At 62.7% G+C, this 19987-nt stretch carries 21 protein-coding genes and 1 tRNA gene; 12 read left to right on the top strand and 10 right to left on the bottom strand.

Annotation, left to right across the window (positions count from 1 at the left end; all coding sequences use genetic code 11):
• Positions 1-161: 161 nt before the first annotated feature.
• The gene (locus FEZ59_RS08035) at positions 162-1718 is read left to right on the top strand and encodes an acyl-CoA synthetase (RefSeq protein WP_172932519.1); all 1557 of its coding nucleotides are present in this window, start codon (positions 162-164) and stop codon (positions 1716-1718) included.
• Position 1719: 1 nt separating this feature from the next.
• Here the strand turns inward: FEZ59_RS08035 and FEZ59_RS08040 are convergent, their stop codons facing one another.
• The 4 genes from FEZ59_RS08040 to FEZ59_RS08055 all read right to left on the bottom strand — a co-directional run bounded on the left by FEZ59_RS08040 (position 1720) and on the right by FEZ59_RS08055 (position 3668).
• Positions 1720-2073, bottom strand: a complete 354-nt coding sequence (locus FEZ59_RS08040; RefSeq protein ID WP_029254326.1) for a VOC family protein — start codon at positions 2071-2073, stop codon at positions 1720-1722.
• A gap of 100 nt (positions 2074-2173) precedes the next feature.
• Positions 2174-2497, bottom strand: coding sequence for a hypothetical protein (locus FEZ59_RS08045; protein WP_019746603.1), 324 nt, complete (start codon positions 2495-2497; stop codon positions 2174-2176).
• Positions 2498-2571: 74 nt separating this feature from the next.
• A tRNA-Pro gene (locus tag FEZ59_RS08050) sits at positions 2572-2645 on the bottom strand.
• A gap of 54 nt (positions 2646-2699) precedes the next feature.
• Positions 2700-3668 (bottom strand): metallophosphoesterase, encoded by a 969-nt coding sequence (locus FEZ59_RS08055; RefSeq protein ID WP_003943461.1) that lies wholly within the window; start codon positions 3666-3668, stop codon positions 2700-2702.
• A gap of 132 nt (positions 3669-3800) precedes the next feature.
• Here FEZ59_RS08055 and FEZ59_RS08060 point away from each other — a divergent pair, with 132 nt between their 5' ends.
• A complete protein-coding gene (locus tag FEZ59_RS08060; RefSeq protein WP_003943491.1) occupies positions 3801-4277 on the top strand; it encodes a GatB/YqeY domain-containing protein in 477 nt (158 codons plus the stop codon).
• Between the two features lie 94 nt (positions 4278-4371).
• On the opposite strand, the gene FEZ59_RS08065 is transcribed toward FEZ59_RS08060, so the two are convergent.
• Positions 4372-6741, bottom strand: coding sequence for a transglycosylase domain-containing protein (locus FEZ59_RS08065; protein WP_003943525.1), 2370 nt, complete (start codon positions 6739-6741; stop codon positions 4372-4374).
• Positions 6742-7034: 293 nt separating this feature from the next.
• Between FEZ59_RS08065 and FEZ59_RS08070 the strand changes: the two genes are divergently transcribed.
• Positions 7035-7358, top strand: coding sequence for a WhiB family transcriptional regulator (locus tag FEZ59_RS08070; RefSeq protein WP_019746605.1), 324 nt, complete (start codon positions 7035-7037; stop codon positions 7356-7358).
• A gap of 19 nt (positions 7359-7377) precedes the next feature.
• Here the strand turns inward: FEZ59_RS08070 and FEZ59_RS08075 are convergent, their stop codons facing one another.
• Both FEZ59_RS08075 and FEZ59_RS08080 read right to left on the bottom strand, forming a co-directional pair.
• The gene (locus FEZ59_RS08075; RefSeq protein ID WP_029254327.1) at positions 7378-8556 is read right to left on the bottom strand and encodes an ArsA family ATPase; all 1179 of its coding nucleotides are present in this window, start codon (positions 8554-8556) and stop codon (positions 7378-7380) included.
• The gene (locus FEZ59_RS08080; protein ID WP_172932520.1) at positions 8556-9569 is read right to left on the bottom strand and encodes an ArsA-related P-loop ATPase; all 1014 of its coding nucleotides are present in this window, start codon (positions 9567-9569) and stop codon (positions 8556-8558) included. Before FEZ59_RS08080 ends, FEZ59_RS08075 begins: the two co-directional genes overlap by 1 nt.
• A 53-nt stretch (positions 9570-9622) precedes the next feature.
• Here FEZ59_RS08080 and FEZ59_RS08085 point away from each other — a divergent pair, with 53 nt between their 5' ends.
• The 9 genes from FEZ59_RS08085 (at position 9623) to FEZ59_RS08125 (ending at position 17006) form a co-directional block, all read left to right on the top strand.
• Entirely contained in the window at positions 9623-9787 is a 165-nt protein-coding gene (locus tag FEZ59_RS08085) for a hypothetical protein (protein WP_003943454.1), read from the top strand.
• A 5-nt stretch (positions 9788-9792) separates the two neighbouring features.
• A complete protein-coding gene (locus FEZ59_RS08090) occupies positions 9793-10263 on the top strand; it encodes a RidA family protein (protein ID WP_003943508.1) in 471 nt (156 codons plus the stop codon).
• The gene (locus tag FEZ59_RS08095; protein ID WP_019746609.1) at positions 10263-11048 is read left to right on the top strand and encodes an MBL fold metallo-hydrolase; all 786 of its coding nucleotides are present in this window, start codon (positions 10263-10265) and stop codon (positions 11046-11048) included. Before FEZ59_RS08090 ends, FEZ59_RS08095 begins: the two co-directional genes overlap by 1 nt.
• 157 nt (positions 11049-11205) lie before the next feature.
• Positions 11206-12681: a 2-hydroxymuconic semialdehyde dehydrogenase gene (locus tag FEZ59_RS08100; RefSeq protein ID WP_092765741.1), complete on the top strand. Its 1476-nt coding sequence runs from the start codon at positions 11206-11208 to the stop codon at positions 12679-12681.
• Between the two features lie 42 nt (positions 12682-12723).
• On the top strand, positions 12724-13497 hold the full coding sequence (locus FEZ59_RS08105) for a fumarylacetoacetate hydrolase family protein (protein ID WP_021334237.1): 774 nt from the start codon (positions 12724-12726) through the stop codon (positions 13495-13497).
• Positions 13494-13946, top strand: a complete 453-nt coding sequence (locus FEZ59_RS08110) for a RidA family protein (RefSeq protein ID WP_019746612.1) — start codon at positions 13494-13496, stop codon at positions 13944-13946. Before FEZ59_RS08105 ends, FEZ59_RS08110 begins: the two co-directional genes overlap by 4 nt.
• Positions 13943-14464, top strand: a complete 522-nt coding sequence (locus tag FEZ59_RS08115) for a 3-hydroxyanthranilate 3,4-dioxygenase (protein ID WP_003943511.1) — start codon at positions 13943-13945, stop codon at positions 14462-14464. Before FEZ59_RS08110 ends, FEZ59_RS08115 begins: the two co-directional genes overlap by 4 nt.
• A gap of 3 nt (positions 14465-14467) precedes the next feature.
• Positions 14468-15463 carry an amidohydrolase family protein gene (locus FEZ59_RS08120; protein WP_172932521.1) on the top strand — a complete coding sequence of 332 codons (996 nt, stop codon included), beginning with the start codon at positions 14468-14470 and terminating at the stop codon, positions 15461-15463.
• Positions 15464-15647: 184 nt separating this feature from the next.
• Positions 15648-17006, top strand: coding sequence for an MFS transporter (locus FEZ59_RS08125; protein ID WP_019746615.1), 1359 nt, complete (start codon positions 15648-15650; stop codon positions 17004-17006).
• 60 nt (positions 17007-17066) lie between these two features.
• Here FEZ59_RS08125 and FEZ59_RS08130 read toward each other — a convergent pair whose 3' ends face one another.
• The 3 genes from FEZ59_RS08130 to FEZ59_RS08140 all read right to left on the bottom strand — a co-directional run bounded on the left by FEZ59_RS08130 (position 17067) and on the right by FEZ59_RS08140 (position 19982).
• Complete coding sequence (locus FEZ59_RS08130) at positions 17067-17993, bottom strand: LysR substrate-binding domain-containing protein (RefSeq protein ID WP_019746616.1); 927 nt, start codon at positions 17991-17993, stop codon at positions 17067-17069.
• 50 nt (positions 17994-18043) lie between these two features.
• Complete coding sequence (locus tag FEZ59_RS08135; protein ID WP_133728584.1) at positions 18044-19336, bottom strand: carboxylesterase family protein; 1293 nt, start codon at positions 19334-19336, stop codon at positions 18044-18046.
• An 85-nt stretch (positions 19337-19421) separates the two neighbouring features.
• Complete coding sequence (locus FEZ59_RS08140) at positions 19422-19982, bottom strand: TetR/AcrR family transcriptional regulator (RefSeq protein ID WP_020968259.1); 561 nt, start codon at positions 19980-19982, stop codon at positions 19422-19424.
• Positions 19983-19987: the final 5 nt, after the last annotated feature.

A 19987-nucleotide genomic window follows, 5' to 3' on the forward strand; every position in this document is an offset into this window, starting at 1 on the left:
CTTGGTCAGAGAGGTATCCGCACCGTTGATGTCAGGTGAGCAGCGCGTCAGGTCTCGCTCAGCGGGACCGCTACGCAATTCGGACTACAGGGTGCGACCAACGTGTTAGCTTCGCGAAAGACCTGTACTGGTAAGCGAAGACACGTGTAGTGAGGATTTCGATGACCCTGAACATTGCCGATCTGTTCGAGGCCGTTGCCGATGCGATCCCCGATCGGGTTCCCTTGATTCTGGAAGACGCTCGGTTGAACTACGCCGAACTCGAACTGCGATCGAACCGACTCGCACATCATCTGCAGTCCGTCGGCGTCGAGCCTGGGCAGCACGTCGGTATTCACATGCGTAACTGCGTCGAGTACGTCGAAGCGCTCCTGGCTTGCTTGAAGATCAGAGCAGTGCCGATCAACGTCAACTTCCGATACACCGATGCAGAACTCCTGTACATCTACACCAACTCTCAAATGGTGGCATTACTCGTCGAAGAGGAATTCGCGCCGACGGCATTGGCCGTGGTTCCGCAGTGTCCGGAGATCTCCCACGTGCTGATCGTCGGCGACGACTATGAGAACGCCCTTGCCGCGCAGACTGATACTCGCGACTTCGGCCCGCGAAGCAACGACGACCATTTCATCATCTACACCGGCGGCACGACCGGAATGCCCAAGGGCGTGGTGTGGCGGCACGAGGACTTCTTCTTCGCCGCGCTGTCCGGAGCGAACCTCAGCGGGCCGCCGCGTCGGAGTCTCGAAGAGGTTGTGGATGCGGCCGTGGCGAACACCAATCCGACTGTGCTGCTACTAATCCCGCCGCTCATGCATGGAGCCGCGATCTATTCACTGCTCACGGCTTTCCTCATGGGAGCGCCCCGAGTGCTGACTCGCAGCTTCGATCCGACGGAAGTGCTGCGACTGGTCGAGGCCGAGAAGATCAGCGGAATCACCGTCGTCGGCGACGCGATTGCTCGGCCGATCGCCGACGCCATCGCTGCAAGCGAAGGGCGCTACGACCTTTCGACTCTCAAACTGATCGGGTCGGGTGGCGCATTGTTCTCCCCGAACCTGAAGGCAGAACTGACAACCCGATTACCGGGACTGGTGATCAAGGATGCCTTCGGTGCTTCGGAATCCGGCAACGACGGCGTCGTCGAATTCGGTGAGGACGGTTCCAAGCGCATTCGATCCAACCCCAACATGATTCTTGTCGACGACGAATTTCGTCGCATCGAACCAGGCTCGGGCGCAACCGGGTTCATCGCCAGGGCCGGCCATGTCCCCGTGGCCTACTTCGACGACCCCGCCAAGACTGCTGCAACTTTTCCTGTCGTCGACGGGGTGCGGCTGGCGGTACTCGGGGACATGGGCACGATGGAAGTCGACGGAACCATCGTGCTGCTCGGGCGCGGTTCGATGTGCATCAACTCCGGCGGCGAGAAGGTCTACCCCGAAGAAGTGGAGCAGGCACTCAAAACTCACCCGGCAGTTTTCGACGCCTTGGTAGCGGGCGCGCCCGACGCACGATTCGGTGAGAAGGTCGCCGCTGTCGTGCAGGTTCGGCCGGGGTTCGAAGATGTTGCGACGGAATCATTGTCGGAGCACTGCCGCACCCACGTGGCTGGGTACAAGATCCCCCGGTCGATCGTGCTGGTACCCAGCATCCTCCGCTCACCCAGTGGGAAGGCCGACTACCGTTGGGCTCGCGAAACCGTAGCGGGAGTGTGAATCACCTTCCGATACTTCGGACGACGCACCACTCGTTTCCCTCTGGATCCAGCAGCACCTGAAAGGTACCGGCCGGGTCCTGCTGGACAGTACCGACCCGAGTTGCGCCGAGGCGCTCGGCGGCCTCGGTTGCAGCGACGACGTCATCCACGCTGACGTCGATGTGTAGACGATTCTTCGTCAGCTTGGATTCCGGTACGCGCTGGAACGCGAGGCGGGTCCATCCTGGAGGGTCGACAAACGCCCACGCGGTGTTTCGCTCCACTGGTTGTCCGCCGAGGATTCCGGCCCAGAATTTCGCCAGTGCGATAGGAGACGAGCAGTCGACGACCACCTCATCAACCTGCCCGATCACCGCTTCACAGCTCCGCTCAATTCGGCTGTCACAGCTGTGCTGAATTCGGCTGTCACAGCTGTGCTGAACTCGGCTGTCACAGCTGTGCTGAACTCGGCTGTCACAGCCAGGGCTCGATCGGCTTCTTCACCCACATGATCTTCTCGTCCGGATGCTCACGCCGAGCTTCGGGACGGTCAGGGTTAGCGGCTGCCCACACAGCTTTCTCGTCGAGCAGTCCGGCCGCGATGGTCCAGGTCTCCCGCGTGCTCGGCGGATTGGCGCCGGCCGCACGTGCGAGTTTGCGCAGTCGATCGTCGGGCATCTCGAGCAACTCTGCGCTACTGATATCGCGATCCCAGGCGAACTTGGCCAGGCCGACGGCTTTCTCGCGTCGGCTACGGCTCGCCATGTCGTTGTGCGCAAAGTCTGGTTGGGATGCCACGGCTTCACCTTATCGTCAACGCAATCGAGGCCCTCCCGCGTGAGCGGAAGGGCCTCGATTACTGTTCTTCACTGTCGGGGTGGCGGGATTTGAACCCACGACCTCTTCGTCCCGAACGAAGCGCGCTACCAAGCTGCGCCACACCCCGTGTCGAACCTCGGTTAGCTTACATTACCGAGTCGACTGACATTAAATCCGCAGGTCAGTTGCGTAGAACCGACGCTGGAGACTCTGCGGAACTGTGTGCGGAGACGTGCTCCGGTTCGCGCCTGGTGGCCGGAACCAGAGTCAACAGAGTTGCCTCGGGGCGGCAGCAGAAGCGCGCCGGCGCCCACGGCGAAGTGCCGATGCCCGCGGAGACGTGCAGCTGGGTGTGCGCGCCCCACTTCGACGGCCCCTTGACCCGGGATCGATCGATCTGGCAGTTGGTGACCAACGCGCCGTAGAACGGAAGGCATAGCTGACCACCGTGCGTGTGGCCGGCGAGCACAAGGTCGTAACCGTCGTCGGCGAACCGATCGAGAACTCGAGGTTCGGGCGAGTGCGTCAGACCAAGCTTGAGCTGGGCGACGGGATTGGGTGTTCCGGCGACGGTGTCGTAGCGATCACGCTTCAGGTGCGGATCGTCGACGCCGGCGGCTGCGATGCGAATTCCGGCCACTTCGAGCTCGCGGCGCACGTGGGTCATGTCCAGCCATCCACGTTCGGTGAACGCGGCCCGCAGATCGCCCCAGGGGAGGGGATCCCCGGTGATGCGCTTGTCCTTGTTGAAGATGTAGCTCAGTGGGTTCTTCGGTTTCGGAGCGAAGTAGTCGTTGCTGCCGAAGACGAACAGACCCGGCCGAGCCAACAGATCACCGAGCGCCTGGACCACTGCCGGGACGCTGCGCTGATGCGACAAGTTGTCGCCGGTGTTGACCACGAGGTCGGGGTCGAGGCCTTCGAGCTCACGCAACCAATTCTGTTTCAACCGTTGGTTCGGCATCATGTGCAGGTCGCTGAGATGGAGGACCCGCAGCGACGACGAACCGGGCGCCAGGACTGGCATCGTCACCTCACGCAGTGCAAATGCATTGCGTTCGATGCCGGATGCGTACCCGATCCCTAGTGCAGCGGCGCCCGCGGCACCAAGTGCGGTGCGGGTCAGATTGGTGCGGAACTGGGAAGACACCTCTCAAGGATACGGGTGTGGCGTTCTTCTGCGTCGCTCTCGCCGCCTTTTACAGCTATTCCACAGAGAATTGTGTCCGGGCGGAGGTAACTATCGGCACGCTCGAAACGCCGAGCGCGTAACGTTTCCACCATGTCCGACACGACACCATCGCTCAAAGCCACCCTCCGAACCGACATGGTTGCATCCATGAAGGCGAAGGATCCGCTACGTACAGCCACCCTTCGGATGCTCATGGCAGCCATCCAGACCGAAGAGGTGGCCGGTAAGGAAGCACGAGTCCTCACCGACGAAGAAATCATCAAAGTCCTTGCAAAGGAATCGAAGAAGCGCGGCGAATCGGCCGAGATCTACACCGAGAACGGCCGCGGTGAGCTTGCCGCGAAAGAGCGCGCCGAAGCTCAGATCATCGACGAGTACCTGCCGACGCCGTTGACCGACGCCGAGCTTGTCGACGTCGTCGACACCGCCCTCGCTCAGGTGTCCGAGGAGCTCGGTGAGCGTCCGGGGATGCGTCAGATGGGCCAGGTCATCAAGGCCGCCAGCGCGCTGGCCAAGGGCAAGGCCGATGGCGCCCGTATCTCTGCAGCAGTGAAGTCCCGCCTGTAGAAGCGCGCCACCAGAATCGAAAACGGCCGCGATCTCCGAGTCATTCGGAGATCGCGGCAGTTCTTGTTTTCAGAGCCGTCAGTTTTCAGGGCCGTCAGTTCGGCGGGGTCCCCGCGGGCGGTGCGGGTTCACCTCCGGGCGGAGTCGCATCCGGGGGAGTCGCGCCCGGTGCCGGAGCTGCTGGAGCTGCCGGGGATGCGGGTGCTGCCGGAGCCCTCACGGAACCGTCACTGATGTAGATCGTGACGGTCGAACCCGGGATCGCGGACCCGGACGGCGAAACTCCGGTGACCGTTCCCGCGCGTGCTCCGGACGCCGTCGTCACGGAATTGACCGTGAAGCCGGACGCCTGCAACCGCGACGTCGCCGCCGACTGGCTCAGGCCGACAACCTCGGGAACCTGGCCGTTCTGCGATCCCCGTGCGTACTTCTCGTCGATCGGAGGCAGTGAGGTGGGCCCGAAGTTGTTGGCGACCGGGTTCATTGCCGCGAACCAGGATCTCGCCGGTTCGGTACCGCCGTACAGGTTGCCGCTGTAGCAGGGGCGCAGCGGGCTCGAGCAGATCTCTCCCGGCGTCGGGGAGTCGCCGAAGATGTAGACAGCGGCAGCGAGGTTGTTGGTGAAGCCGAGGAACGCCGAGGACTTGTGGGTCTCGGTGGTACCCGTCTTGCCCGACATCGGCAGGCTCCATCCGGCGCTGCTTGCAGCTCCGGCAGACGTACCGGCGCCGACGTCGTCACGGCTCATGGCGTTGGCGAGTGTGTCTGCCAAGCCGGGCTCGACAACCTGCTCACAGCCCTGCTCGGTGACGGCCACAGGCTTGCCGTAGCGGTCGAAGACCGAATCGATGGGACTCGGCGGGCACCACTTGCCGTGCGAGGCGAGAGTGGCCGCGACGTTGGAGAGTTCGAGTGGGTTGATCCAGGTGGGACCGAGGGTGAACGAACCGAGGTTCTGTTCCTTCTGGAAGTCGGCCATGCTGCGCTCGTCGAAGCCCGAGGTGTTGGGATCAGCATACGAGCGCATGCCGAGACGGACGGCCATGTCGACGGTCGGCGTGACGCCGGTTGCCTCGATGAGCTTGACGAAAGCGGTGTTGGGGGACTGTGCCAGCGCGTCGGTCACGGACAGCGTCGGCGGGTAGTTGCCGGCGTTCTCCACGCAGTAAGTCGACACCGGGCAACCGGCCGCACCACCGCTACCCATGCCCTTGGCTTCGAATCGCTTGGGCACGTCGAGCGTCGCGTTGATACCTAGGCCCTTCTCCATCGCCGCAGCCGTCGTGAAGATCTTGAAGACGGAACCCGCACCGTCACCGGCAAGGGAGTACGGCTGTGCCTGGACGGTTTCGTCGGCGTCGGCATTGAGACCGTACGTGCGACTGCTGGCCATCGCGATGACCTTGTGTGAATCCTGGCCCGGCCTGATCACGTTCATCACGTTCGCGATGCCGTCGAGGTTGGCGCTCGCGTTCGCGTTCAGTCCGGCCTTGGTGGACGCCTGGACCTGCGGATCGAGAGTGGTCTTGATGAGATAACCACCCTCGTTGATCTGGTCGCGCGTGATTCCGGCGTCCGAGAGGTACTTCAGTGCGTAGTCACAGAAGAATCCGCGATCGCCTGCAGCGATGCAGCCGCGCGGCAAGTTGTTGGGGGTTTCCAGGACGCCGAGGGGCTCTTCCTTGGCGGCGCGGAACTCGTCGGCACGATCCGGAATGTTCGTGATCATGGTGTCGAGCACGGTGTTACGACGCTCGGTCACGCCCTCGACGTTCGTGTACGGGTTCAGTGCGGAGCTGGACTGAACCATGCCGGCAAGCATCGCCGACTGGGGAACGGTCAGATCTGCGGCATCGACGCCGAAGTAGGTCTGAGCGGCGTCCTGGATGCCGAAGGATCCGTTGCCGAACGGTACGAGGTTGAGGTACCGGGTGAGGATCTCGTCTTTCGTGAGTTCCTTGTCCAGCGTCAGGGCCATCCGGATCTCGCGGATCTTTCGGGCCGGGGTGGTCTCGATGGCAGCGCGGCGCTCGGCATCCGTCTTGGCCACGACCAACAGTTGGTAGTTCTTCACATACTGCTGATCGAGTGTCGACGCGCCCTGCTGCACTTCACCGGTCGTCGTGTTGGTGAGGAAGGCACGCAGCGTTCCCTGCCAGTCGACGCCCTTGTGGTCGGGGAACCGGCGGTCCTCGATGGAGACGATCGCCAACTTCATGTTGTTGGAGATCTTCTCGCTCGGGACTTCGAAGCGTCGTTGGTCGTAGAGCCAGGCAATGGGATTGCCTGCCGCATCGACCATGGTGGACACCGCGGGGACCGTGCCTTCGACCAGTTCGGCCGAGACGTTGTCGACGGTATCGGCGGCGCGGTTGGACGCGAATCCGAATCCGCCCGCCACTGGGAACATCACCCCTGCGACCAGGACACCCGCCAATGCGGAGCTTCCGGCGAGCTTCGCCACTGTTTTTGCAATCGACACGATCTACAGAGTACGTGTGCCCACCCATTGGAACCGGTTTCAGTGTTTTGGGGGTGTTCAAAACCTTCTGAACACGCGCTTTGTACTGCCGTACCAAAAAATGCTCCCGAGCGTCTTGCGTTAGGGCCGTTCTTTACCTAAATTGTGATCAGTGTGATCGACGTAACACTCGATCACGAATGTGTCTCAGCTTTCACCGTGCTACCGCGGGGACGGCTGAGATGGTGCGCTGCTCGCCCTATGGCGACGGTCAGACTTTGTAGAGGGGACCCAGAATGTACACAGCCACCCCGAGTAGCCGTTTGGACATCGAGCAGGCCGAGGCACGAATTGCCTGGGTAACTAAGGCACGATGCCGCGAGGTCGACCCCGACCAACTTTTTGTTCGTGGCGCCGCGCAGCGCAAGGCGGCCACCATCTGCCGTCACTGCCCGGTCCTCATGCAGTGCGGAGCAGATGCTCTCGACAATCGTGTCGAGTTCGGTGTGTGGGGCGGAATGACCGAGCGTCAGCGCCGTGCACTGCTCAAGCAGCACCCCGACGTCGACTCCTGGTCCGAGTTCTTCGAAGACCAGCGCCAGCATCACTCAGCAGTCTGATCCAGGCCGATCGGGGGGATCAGCCCTTACGAGTGAGCTGATCTCCCACCGCGCGCAGCGCCTCGAGGTCCGAGACCTCGAACGGTAGCGACGGAACACCGATCAGCGGCACCCTCGGGTGAGCTGCGGTGAATCGACTCAGCAAGGCGATCTCCCGCTTCGCGATCACTGCCCGATGGGCATGGATGCGGAGAACGGCTGCGGTGAGGGCTTCGGCCTCGGTCGCACTTTCCTTCGCTTCCAGTTTGTCGGCGGCGGTCACCGCATGATCGGCAGGCAGAGCCGTCAATGTCGGGTGCGTGCGGTTGAGAACCAGACCGGCCAACGGCATCGAGTCGCCCGCAAGGCGATCGACGAAGAACGCCGCCTCGCGCAGAGCGTCGGGTTCGGCCGCTGCGATCACCAGGAAATGAGTCCCCGGCTGACGTAGCAACTCGTAGGTCTTCGTTGCGCGTTCACGGAAACCGCCGAACATCGAGTCGAGCGACTGCACGAATGCCGATGCATCCGAAAGCATTTGGCTTCCCACGATGGTGGAGACACCCTTCAGTGCCAATCCCATCGCGCCGGCGACGAGCCTGGTCAGGCCACGGCCGGGTGCGGAGAGCAGCCGGATCATCCGTCCGTCGAGGAATGTGCCGAGCCTCTGCGGGGCGTCGAGGAAGTCGAGCGCATTGCGCGACGGCGGGGTATCGACGATCACCAGATCCCACGCGTCGTTCGACGCCAGCTGCCCCAACTTCTCCATCGCCATGTACTCCTGCGTTCCGGAGAACGATGTGGCAACGGTTTGATAGAAGGGATTCGCCAGGATCTGCTCGGCCTTCTCAGGGCTCGAATGCTCGATGACCATCTCGTCGAAAGTCCGACGCATGTTCAGCATCATTGCGTGCAGTTCGCCCGTGGCCTCGGGACCCAGCTTCACCGGCTGCGGAGTGTTGTCGAGTTCGGCCACACCCAAGGCCTGTGCGAGGCGGCGGGCCGGATCGATGGTGAGGACGACTACGCGTCGGCCCTCTTCGGCTGCACGCAACGCCAGCGACGCGGCCGTCGTGGTCTTGCCGACGCCGCCTGCGCCGCAACACACCACGATTCGGGCTGTCGGGTCCTTGATGATCGCCGAAATATCGAGGGCTGGAGCTGCGCGTCGGCCGGTCCTGGAACTGCCGACCGTCACGTTCTCGGTGGTCTCGGTCATCACACGCCCTGTTCCGTGAGGTATTCGGCAAGCCCGTACAGCCCGCCGAGATCGACGCCGTCGGCGAGTGCGGGAAGTTGCACCCGAGCCCCGTCGATCTCGCGGAGCTTCTCGGCGCTGGATTCTTGAGCTTCGAGCACCGACGCGTGCTCGATCGTCTCGGTGAGCAGGCCTGCGAAGTCGTCGTCGGACAGATCGATGCCGACGTCCGAGAGTGTCGACCGGATCGAAGCCGCGTCGATATCGCCGGCAGCGGCACCGGAGAGTTGGTCTTCGGGCAAGAACCTCGGGCTGGCGCGGTTGACGATGATGGCACCGAGGTTGAGGTCGTCGCGCGCCAGTTCTGCGGCGGCGTCGGCAGTTTCCTGAACGGGCAGCGCTTCGAGAAGTGCAACCAGATGTACGACGGTCTCCGGCGAGTGCAGCAGCCGAACGACGCCTTCACTCTGGGAGTGCACCGGGCCGCCCTTGGCGAGATCGGCCATCGCCTTGGTGACGTCGAGGAAGCTGCCGATTCGTCCGGTCGGGGGAGCGTCGACGACAACGGCGTCGTACACGCGTTTGCCGGTTCGATCGGTGCGGATGACGCACTCCTTGATCTTGCCGGTGAGCAGAACGTCGCGAAGGCCGGGAGCGATGGTGGTGGCGAATTCGATGGCGCCGAACTTACGCATTGCCCGGCCGGCGAAGCCGAGGTTGTAGAACATTTCGAGGTATTCGAGGAACGCGGTCTCGATGTCGACGGCCAGAGCCATCACTTCACCGCCACCTTCGGCGGCCGCGACTTTGGTCTCCTGCGGTGGAAGCGGCGGTACGTCGAAGAGCTGCGCGATTCCCTGGCGGCCCTCGACCTCCACGAGGAGAACGCGCTTGCCGCCCTCGGCCAACGCGAGCGCCAACGCGGCGGCAACCGTGGACTTACCGGTTCCGCCTTTACCCGACACAAAGTGCAGGCGGGCCTTCGTCGCAGACTCGGGCCAGGTCCTGCTCAGCTCATCTTGGGATGCAACCACACCGCGAGCCTATAAGTCTGGGGCCGAAGATGTACGCGGGATAGGCTCACCGCATGAGCGAAATAACTTCCTGGGAATACACCGTGACTCCGTTGCTGGTCCACAATCCGAAGGCAATTCTCGACAACTGGGGTGTCGACGGCTGGGAACTCGTGGCAGTCCTGCCGAGCGCGTCGGGCGAGCAGCACGTCGCGTACATGAAGCGTCCGAAGGGCTGAATCACATGGCAGAGGCAACACAGACCTGGTCGGAGCGTCTCGCCGAACTGGGCATCGCACTTCCCGCCGTCGCGGCACCCGTTGCTGCGTACGTTCCCGCGGTTCGCAGCGGCAACCACGTGTACACGTCGGGTCAGCTCCCGTTCGTCGACGGAAAACTGGCGCTGACCGGCAAGCTCGGTGCGGGCGTGTCGGATGAGGACGCCAAGGCCGCGGCGCGTACCTGCGCGCTCAACGCTCTCGCTGCCATCGACGCCCTGGTCGGCATCGACAACGTCGTTCGCGTTGTCAAGGTTGTCGGCTTCGTGGCATCCGCCGAAGGATTCACCGGTCAGCCCGGCGTGATCAACGGCGCGTCCGAATTCCTCGGTGAGGTGCTCGGCGACGCCGGTATCCATGCTCGTTCGGCAGTCGGCGTGGCAGAGCTTCCCCTCGGCTCTCCGGTCGAGGTGGAACTGATCGTCGAAGTTCGCTGATGTCGACGGTCCATCCCGCCTACGCGCAGCTTCGCCGCGTCACCGACATCGCTTCGGTCTTGCTCGAGAACAATCCGGGCATGATGACGCTGGACGGTACGAACACCTGGATTCTGCATGCTCCCGGCAGCGTCGAGTGTGTAGTCGTCGATCCAGGCGACAACGACGAGGAACACCTGCAACGTGTCGCTGGTATCGGTCCGGTTGCGCTGACCTTGATCACGCACCGGCACTACGACCACACCGGCGGGGTGGACCGTTTCCATGAATTGACCTCGGCTCCAGTGCGTTCCGTAGACCCCGCTTTTCTGCGCGGGGGTGCTTCGGCGCTTGTCGACGGTGAAGTGATCGAGGTGGCGGGTCTGAAGCTGCGGATCCTCGCGACTCCGGGACACACCGCTGACTCGGTGTCGATAGTCATCGAGAACGATGCGAGCGTGCTGACAGGCGACACCATTCTCGGCCGCGGCACCGCAGTTCTGGACGACTCCGACGGCGATCTGGGGGATTACCTCACATCACTGCGGTCGTTGGCCGCACTCGGCGAAGGACTGACGGTTCTTCCCGGGCACGGTCCGGACCTGCCCGATCTGCAGGCGATTTCGCAGCAGTACCTCGCCCACCGCGAGGAGCGTCTAGCCCAGGTGCGGGACGCTCTGACGACGTTGGGGGAGTCGGCATCGGTGCGCGAGGTTGTCGAGCACGTCTACTCCGACGTGGACCCGAAACTGTGGCCGGTGGCGGAGAAATCCGTCAACGTGCAGTTGGCGTATCTGCGCCGCTGAGGCGCTCGGCGCCGACATTCTGCGCCGCTGAGGCGCTCGGCGCCGACATGAAGAGTTGAGTTGTGTAGCCGAACTGCCGCCATCTATGCCGATCGAGGTATAGCTGGCGGCAGTTTTTGCATTTGTTTGATATGGGTCACGGGCCAATAGTTAGTCCATGACCTCACAATGCGACGGATGGATCCGCAATTACGTGGACGGCTCCTATGTCGAACCCGACGAGTCGTCGAGCTTCGATCAGGTCGACCCAGCAACGGGCCGTGTTCTCGCCCGGGTCCACGAGGCCGACAAGGCCCTGGTCGATCGGGCCGTGACCTCTGCCAGACGTGCTCTGGACAACGGTTGGGCCGATACGCCGGTCCGTGAGCGGACGGCTCTGCTGCGACGCGCCGCCGACCGGATCGAGGAGCGATTCGAAGAGTTCGTCGCCGCAGAAATGGCGGACACCGGCAAGCCGATCACACAGGCACGCGAACTCGACGTCGCGCGCGCCCTGACGAACTTCCGCACTTTCGCCGACATCGTCGCCGCGGCCGGACAGGAATCGTTTGTCACGGATCTCGCGGGTGGCAAGCAGGCGTTGAACTACGCGATCCGCAAGCCGCTCGGCGTCGTCGCCGTCATCGTTCCCTGGAACCTGCCGCTGCTTCTCCTGACCTGGAAGGTAGCGCCCGCGCTCGCGTGCGGGAACTCCGTGGTGGTCAAGCCCTCCGAGGAAACCCCAGCGACGGCGTCGTTGCTTGCCGAGGTACTCGAAGAAGTCGGCCTGCCTGCCGGTGTCTACAACGTCGTCCACGGGTTCGGTGCGAACTCCGCCGGCGAGTTCCTCACCACGCACCCCGGCATCGACGGTGTCACCTTCACCGGATCTTCGGCAACCGGTTCCCATGTCATGAAAACCGTTGCGCCGCGAGTCCGTCCGGTCTCGTTCGAACTCGGTGGCAAGAACGCCGCGATCGTCTTCGACGACGTCGACATCGACGAAGCGTTGACGGGTCTGACCAAGTCGGTGTTCACCAACACCGGCCAGGTCTGCCTGTGCACCGAACGGGTGTACGTGCACCGCAGTATTTTCGACGACATCGCCGGTGGACTCGTCGAGCGGGCAGCAGGATTGCGTCTGGGCGACCCGACGCTCGATGCAACGACGACCGGACCGCTCATTTCGCAGGCGCACCGGAAGAAGGTTCTCGACTACTTCGAGATCGCCGAGCAGGAAGGCGCGAAAGTGCTTACCGGCGGCGGTATTCCGGACCTCGGACAGGAACTGTCGGGCGGATCGTGGATCGAACCCACCCTGTGGACTGGCTTGACCAACAAGGATCGCGTCGTGCGCGAGGAGATCTTCGGACCCGTCGCAGCACTCATTCCGTTCGATACCGAGGCAGAAGCGATCGCCTTGGCAAACGACACCGAGTACGGCTTGGCGGCCTCCGTGTGGACCAACGACCTGCGCCGTGGACACCGCGTCGCGCAGAAGATGAACGTCGGAATCTCCTGGGTCAACACGTGGTTCACCCGTGAACTGCGATCTCCCTTCGGCGGTATGGGCCTGTCCGGTATCGGACGTGAGGGTGGCGAGTCCTCGCTGCACTTCTACACCGAACCGACGAATGTATGTGTGCAACTGTGAACATCGAAACCGCAAAAGTTTTCCAGAAATGAGCGAGGCGTGATGACAGCCCCCGAAGACACCGTATCCGCGCTCGCGCGTCGCCTCGACGACGCTGCGCAGACTCGCACCGACACCCCGAGCCTCGCCGACGAATACACCATCGACATCGACGACGCCTACCGGATTCAGAACGAACTCATCGAACGACGAACCAGCCGTGGCGAATCGATTGTGGGTATCAAGCTCGGCTTCACAAGCCAGGCGAAGATGGCGCAGATGGGTGTCTCCGAAGTGATCGTCGGTCAGTTGACCGACGCGATGTGCGTGAGCAACGGCGGCGAAGTCGACCTGAGGACGTTCATTCATCCCAAGATCGAACCCGAAGTGGCATACCGTCTGTCGAAGGACGTCGATCTCGACGATCCGAACGTCGACATCGAAACCTGCGTCGACGCGCTGGCTCCCGCAATGGAGATCATCGACTCGCGCTATCGCGACTTCCGCTTCACCTACACCGACGTCGTCGCTGACAACACCAGCGCTGCCGGGTATGTGATCGGGCGGTGGCTGCCGCTACAGAACGTCGAAGACCGTTCCGTACGTATGGAGGTCGGCGGCGAGACGGTAGTCGGTTCCACGTCGGCCATTCTCGGCGATCCGGCGCGCGCTTTGCATGCACTGCTCGACATCGCCCGCCGACGCCGAATTCCGTTGCGCGCCGGTCAGGTAATTCTAGCCGGTGCCGCCACAGCAGCTGTGCGACTCGACGAGGGCGTCGCACAGTGCACGATCGACGGACTCGGAACCGTCACGGTGAAAGGTGTGAAGCGATGAGTGGGGCGCAGGTCATCGAGAAGCTGGCGAAGCCGCGCGGAAAGTTCCCCCACGTCAAGGTGGTCGGCGATTTCGTCTATGTCTCCGGGACCAGTTCGCGTCGACCCGACAACACGTTTGTCGGCGTCGAGGTCGACGAGATGGGGACTACGGCGCTCGACATTCGGGCGCAGACGCGTGCCGTCATCGAAAACATCGCGGCAATCCTCGCCGAAGTGGGTGGAGAACTCAGTGATCTGGTTCAGGTCACCTCCTACCTGGTGTCCATGAACGACTTCGGTGGATACAACGAGGTGTACGCCGAACTGTTCGACGAAAACGGTCCGACGAGAACGACTGTGGCTGTTCACCAACTGCCCCACCCGCATCTGCTCATCGAAATTTCCGGCGTGGCGTACGTGCCCGCCTCCAAGCGCTCAGCGTCCGAAGATACGGAGAATGCATCATGACCACGATTCCTCCCGTCATCGACTTCAAGAAGTGGATCGACGACAACCGCCACCTGCTGCAGCCGCCTGTCAACAATCAGACGATGGCGCTCGGAGACGACTTCATCGTGCAGGTCGTCGGCGGACCGAACCAGCGGACCGACTACCACCTCGATCCGTACGAGGAGTGGTTCTACCAGCTCGAAGGCGACATCCACGTCAACGTCATGACCGAGGACGGTCCTCAGCGTGTCGACATTCGTGAGGGCGAAACCTGGTTGCTGCCGGGAGACATTCCGCATTCGCCGCAGCGTCCCACCGCGGGCTCCATCGGCCTGGTCATCGAACGCGTCCGCAAGGAAGGCACGCTCGAGAAGTTCCAGTGGTACTGCCTCGAATGCGATCACAAGATTCACGAGGTCGAACTTCAGGTGCGCGACATCGTGGCCGACCTTCCGCCGGTGTTCGTCAAGTTCTACGAGAGCGAAGAAGCCCGCACGTGTGACAAGTGCGGCACGCTCCATCCCGGCAAGGGCTGAGTGATGAGCAACCTGATCGACATCCACACCCACTACGTGCCCAACGGGTGGCCGGATCTGACCGAAGACGCGGGGCCGCAAGCGCCGTGGCTGAAGGTCGAGTCGGAGACCGAAGCCATGATCATGATGGGCACCACGGAGTTCCGCCGCATCCAGTCCGATGCCTGGGACGCCGAGGTGCGGCTTCGGGACATGGATGCCGACGGCGTGCACACGCAGGTCGTCTCGCCGACGCCGGCATTCTTCAATTACGGCCGAAGCGGCGAGCAGGCAAGTCGCATCGCACGGATCTTCAACGACCTCGCGCTCGAGATCGTGGAGCCGGCGAAGGATCGGTTGATTCCGTTCTGCCAGGTGCCTCTGCAAGACACCGACGCAGCGTGCCGTGAGCTCGAGCGGTGCATCGCGAACGGGCACCGCGGTGTCGAGATCGGCAATCATGTGGGCGATCTGGACCTCGACAGCGAGGGCGTGGTGACGTTTCTCCAGCACTGTGCGTCGCTTGACGTGCCGGTATTCGTGCACCCGTGGGACATGGCCAACTCTCCGCGCCTCGATCGCTGGATGGCGCAGTGGCTCACCGCGATGCCGGCCGAAACGCATCTGTCGATACTCGCGCTGATTCTCGGTGGGGTGTTCGACAAGATCGACGATCGTCTCAAGATCGGATTTGCGCACGGTGGTGGATCTTTCGCGTTCTGGTTGGGCCGGATGGAAAACGCCTGGCACGGCCGCAACGACATCATCGGTACGTCGGAGTTCCCGCCTTCGCATTACCTGGGTAGGTTCTACGTGGATTCCGTCGTCTTCGACGAGCGCGCACTGCGATTGCTGGTGGACACGGTGGGGGTGGACCGTGTGATGGTGGGTAGTGATTACCCGTACCCCTTGGGGGAGCGTCCGGTCGGTGAGGTGGTTCGCAAGAGTGAGTTCTTGGACGATACTGCGCGTCAACTGATTTCGCGGGGGAATGCCGAACGCTTCCTGGGTCTCGTCTGAGACCCCGGCTATACCCTTTCCGGTATGGCGGACGGTGAATTCGGCATTTGTGAGTCATGTCTCGAGCGAGCACAATTCCAAACACAACGATCGACGACGCTCGTGATGCCGACAATCCCGAAGACGGGGTCGGTGACTACAGATTTCATCGTCCGCCTGCCCCATCCAATCGATAGGTTCCGCGATGTCAGACAAGATATCCAACAGCACAACGAGTGACGGAAAGCCGTTGCCGGAGAAAGCTGCCCGTAGCCGAGTTGCCATGGCAACTCTGGCCGGCACAACTCTCGAATGGTACGACTTCTTCCTCTACGGCACAGCCGCCGCGCTGATCTTCAACAAACAATTCTTTCCGAGCCTGAGCCCCACGGCCGGCACGCTGGCTGCCTTCAGCACCTTCGCCGTCGGATTCATCGCACGGCCGGTAGGTGGGCTCGTGTTCGGGCACTTCGGTGACCGGATCGGGCGCAAGGCCACACTCGTGGTCTCCCTGGTGATGATGGGCGTCGGGTCCACACTCATCGGCCTCATCCCGAACTACGATTCCATCGGATTCTGGGCGCCCGTCCTCCTGGTGGCCATGCGCGTCGTTCAGGGCATCGGTCTGGGCGGTGAAGGCGCCGGTGCGACACTCATGTCGATGGAGCACGCGCCGGCAGGGCAGAAGAATCGTTATGCAGGTTTCCCGCAGATGGGCACACCCGCCGGACTGGTTCTCGCCAACGGCATCTTCCTGACGACCAACGCCGTGATGTCGGACTCGGCATTCGCTTCGTGGGGTTGGCGAATCCCGTTCCTGCTCAGCTTCGTTCTGGTGGCGATCGGTCTGGTGATTCGCCTGCGCGTCACCGAGTCGCCGTCATTCGCCGGGATCATGGAGAAGGGCGAAATAGTCCGCTTCCCGCTGCGTGAGTCGCTCAAGGTCGGCTTCCCCCGTTTGTCTCTCACGCTTGCCGCGTGCTTGGCGAACTCCGCCGTGGCGTACGCCTTCATGGTGTTCACCCTGTCGTACGGAACTCAACATCTGGGCTACGACAAGCAATTCCTGGTGCTCAGCGTGACCGCGGCCGCAGTCCTGTGGTTCCTTTCCATCCCGTTCTGGACCAAGATCGCTGACAAGTACGGGCGTCGACACATGTTCATCGGCGGATCAGCCGCAATCCTGTTGTGGTGCATCGTGTTCTTCCCGCTACTGAACACCGAGAACAAAGTGGTCGCTGTCATCGCGTTCCTGGGTATGGGTCTGATCGTGCCGGTCACCCACTGCGTTCAGGGCAGCATCATCGCCGATACCTTCCCGGCCAAGGTCCGCTACTCCGGTTCGTCTCTGATCCTTCAGAGTGGTGCGATTCTCGGCGGTGGACTGGCGCCGATGATCGCCACCGCACTGCTGGACGCCACCGGGTCTTCGGTAGGCGTCACCTGGTACCTCGCCTCGATATGCACAATCAGCCTGGTCGGCGCCATCGCACTGTTCAAGATTGTCCCCGATTCGTCGCGGGGCTTGGAACACGAGGAGATTCGCGTCTCCGAAAACGCCTGAGTACTGGATTGATCCGACATCGGCCCGTTCCCCCTCGCGGGGAACGGGCCGATCGGCGTTTCACGGTCGCATGAGCTCAGCTGCAAAGGACTCCAGCGTCGCGATCAGGGCCTGTGCGGACGGGCTCGACGTGCGAGTCGCCGAGGAAGTGATGCCGACGCTGTGCCCGATCGGATCGAGTGTGATGGACAGGGTGGTCAAGCGCGCGTCGTCGCGGGGGATGAGGCTCGGTAGGACCGCGATCATGTCGGTCTCGACCAGCAGCTGGCGCACGGTGAGGAAAGAGGTTGCCTCGACGCGGTTTTCGGGCAACGGCAGGCTGTTGCGGGCGAAGAACTCCTCGAGCTCGCGGCGGAGCACTGTCTCGACCCCGGGAAGGATCCAGGGGAAGCCGCGTAGTTCTTCGAGTTGGACGTCCTCGCGGTGAGCGAGCGGGTGATCCACGCGGGTGACGAGTTCGACGGACTCCGCGTAGAGGTTCCGTCTTATCGCGGTGTCATCGGTAGGTGAGGTGAGCCGGCCGACGATCAGATCGATTCGGCCCGCTTCCAGATCGGTGAGCAACTGTTCGGGCGTGCCTTCGCGCACGATGACGGTGAGCAGCGGGTGGTGAACCTTCAGGCGCGCGATAGCGCCGGGAAGCAGCACGTTGGATCCGGCGAGATGTGTTCCCACGATGACGGTTCCGCGATTGGCGTCGGCAAGTTCGACGACGTGCCGCCCGGCTTCGGTCAGCTGCGCGATCACGGCCCGCGCATGAGTTGTGAAGGCCTCGCCGAAAATGGTCGGGGTGATTCCGCGTGGGCCGCGGTCGAAGAGCGAGACACCGAGAATGGACTCGATGTCGTGCAGACTGCGGGTCGCGACGGGTTGTGTGATGTGAAGTGCGGCAGCGGCGCCGACCACGCTGCCCTGACGGCTCAATGCGTCGACGAGCAGGAGATGGCGGAGTTTGAGTCGCCCGTCGAGGAGCTTGGGCATGTCCATGGAGCAATCCTAGACGGGATTGCCGCGAGTGGGTAGGCGCCCGAAGTTGCTCAGAAGAAGGTGATTCCGATCGGTTGGGCCGAGGTGTACTTCTCCCAGGTTTCGCTGCTGTCCGGACTTCCCGTGTGCGCAAACGACGTCCAGTGCCGGCGTATCCGACGGCCCAGTGCGTCGATGCTCTGCCAGTCGCTGCTGCCCAGCATCGGTGAGCTCTTCCAGGACTGCTCGGTTCCCAACATGAAGGGTAGTTCGATGCAGTGAGTGGCTCCGAAGACGTCGTCCGTCGGTGCCCAGTCGAAGCGATACGTGTACACCGACGCGCCGGCCGCTGTGAAGGCGTCGGCCAGCTCCATCGCCGGTTCGGCAAACATGTTCTGTGTCAGTGCCTTTTCGGCGACGCGTTCGGGATCGGGTACTCCCGCTACGTCGCGCACGAAAGCGGATCCCTCGTCGCGGGTGTATCCCACGATGACGTCCGGCGCTGTTTCGAAAGTTCGGATCACCGGATCCAGTTCGGAAATCGGTGCGAAGGGCGGTTGCACGACATTGGGGGACCGCCGGCTGAACTCGATTGCGGTGCTGCGGAATGCGTCGAGAATGCGGGAGAGTGGCGCGGTCCGAGGATCTCCGTCGAGCAGTCGGGCAAATGCTTCACCGTTCTCGATCGCGGCAGCCTGCGTGAAATTGAGGTCCGGCCGTGGGGTGCTCTGCAGAATTGCTCGATGGAAAAGAGTTCGAGAGTTGTTACTGCTCAACAGATTCACAATCGAATGAGCGCCGGCCGACTGCCCGAACACGGTGACCGAGTCTGGGTCGCCGCCGAATGCCTCGATGTTCTCGCGCACCCACTCGAGCGCTGCGATCTGATCGTGGACCCCGAGATTGCCTTCGCTCACGCCGTCGAGGAGGAGATATCCGAGCACGCCGACGCGGTAGTTGACCGACACCACCACGACGTCGCCCTCGGCTGACAAAGCGTGGCCGTCGTACCAGGGGAGGGAGCCGCCGCCACTGGAGTAGCCGCCACCGTGAAGCCAGACCATCACCGGGCGATGACCGGTCAGCGACGGGGTTGTGACGGTGACGGTGAAGCTGTCCTCGCTCTGCTCCGGTTCGGGGAGCGGTGGCCCCATGATGCGCTCGAGCCGTGAAGGTGGTTGGGGGAAGACCGTTCCAAGCGCTGTGGCGTCGAAGACGTCGGAGAACGGTCCCGCCGGCCGCGGCTTCTCGAAGCGCGGTGCGCGGGCGTAGGGGATCGCACCGAAGTAGTAGGAACCGTCACGCTTTAGGCCGCGGATCTTCCCCGAAGCTGTGGATGCGATCACCGTCTCGGACGAGGGCATGGGTTCCTTTCCTCTTGTGCATACCTTTTCGAGCATGCCAGGTGCATGCCGCGGCACAAATGCCTTTGTGGTCGTGCGGTATGCGTTACGGCGTGAGTGCCTGTACCAGTCGATCTTCGAGTCGCGTCGTCACTCGGCTGTATACGGCACCGTCGTCCAGGGCTCGGGACATCACTATTGCGCCTTGGATTCCGGCCACGGCTTCTTCGGCGAGTCCGGTGGAATCTTCGGCGCCGACGAGTGCCGCCTCGAGAGCTGCGGTCCATTCGTCGAAGTAGGTTCGCACCTTGGCGCCGAAGCGGTTTCGCTCTTCACCGAGTGCAAATGCGCCGAACAGGCAAATGCGTTGCCCTGACCGAAAGTAGTCGGCGACGGTAGCGAACATGCTCTGGATGCGCTGCCGCGGTGGAACCGACTCTGCTCGAAGCGGTTCGAAGACTTCGGTGCGAAACCATCCGTCGACCTCGTCGAGTACGGCCTCGGCCATCTCTTCCTTTCCTCGCGGAAAGAAGTTGTAGAGACTGCCTTTGCCCAAACCGGTGTGTTCGGTGATGACGGCCAGGCTTGCTCCGTCGAACCCGTAGGTTCGAAACACGTTCGCGAGGGCGGGGATCGTGTCCGAGCGTTCAGCTACCTGTCTGGCCATGGATT

Source organism: Rhodococcus sp. MS13, from assembly GCF_013277835.1.
GTDB classification, from domain to species: domain Bacteria; phylum Actinomycetota; class Actinomycetes; order Mycobacteriales; family Mycobacteriaceae; genus Rhodococcus_F; species Rhodococcus_F erythropolis.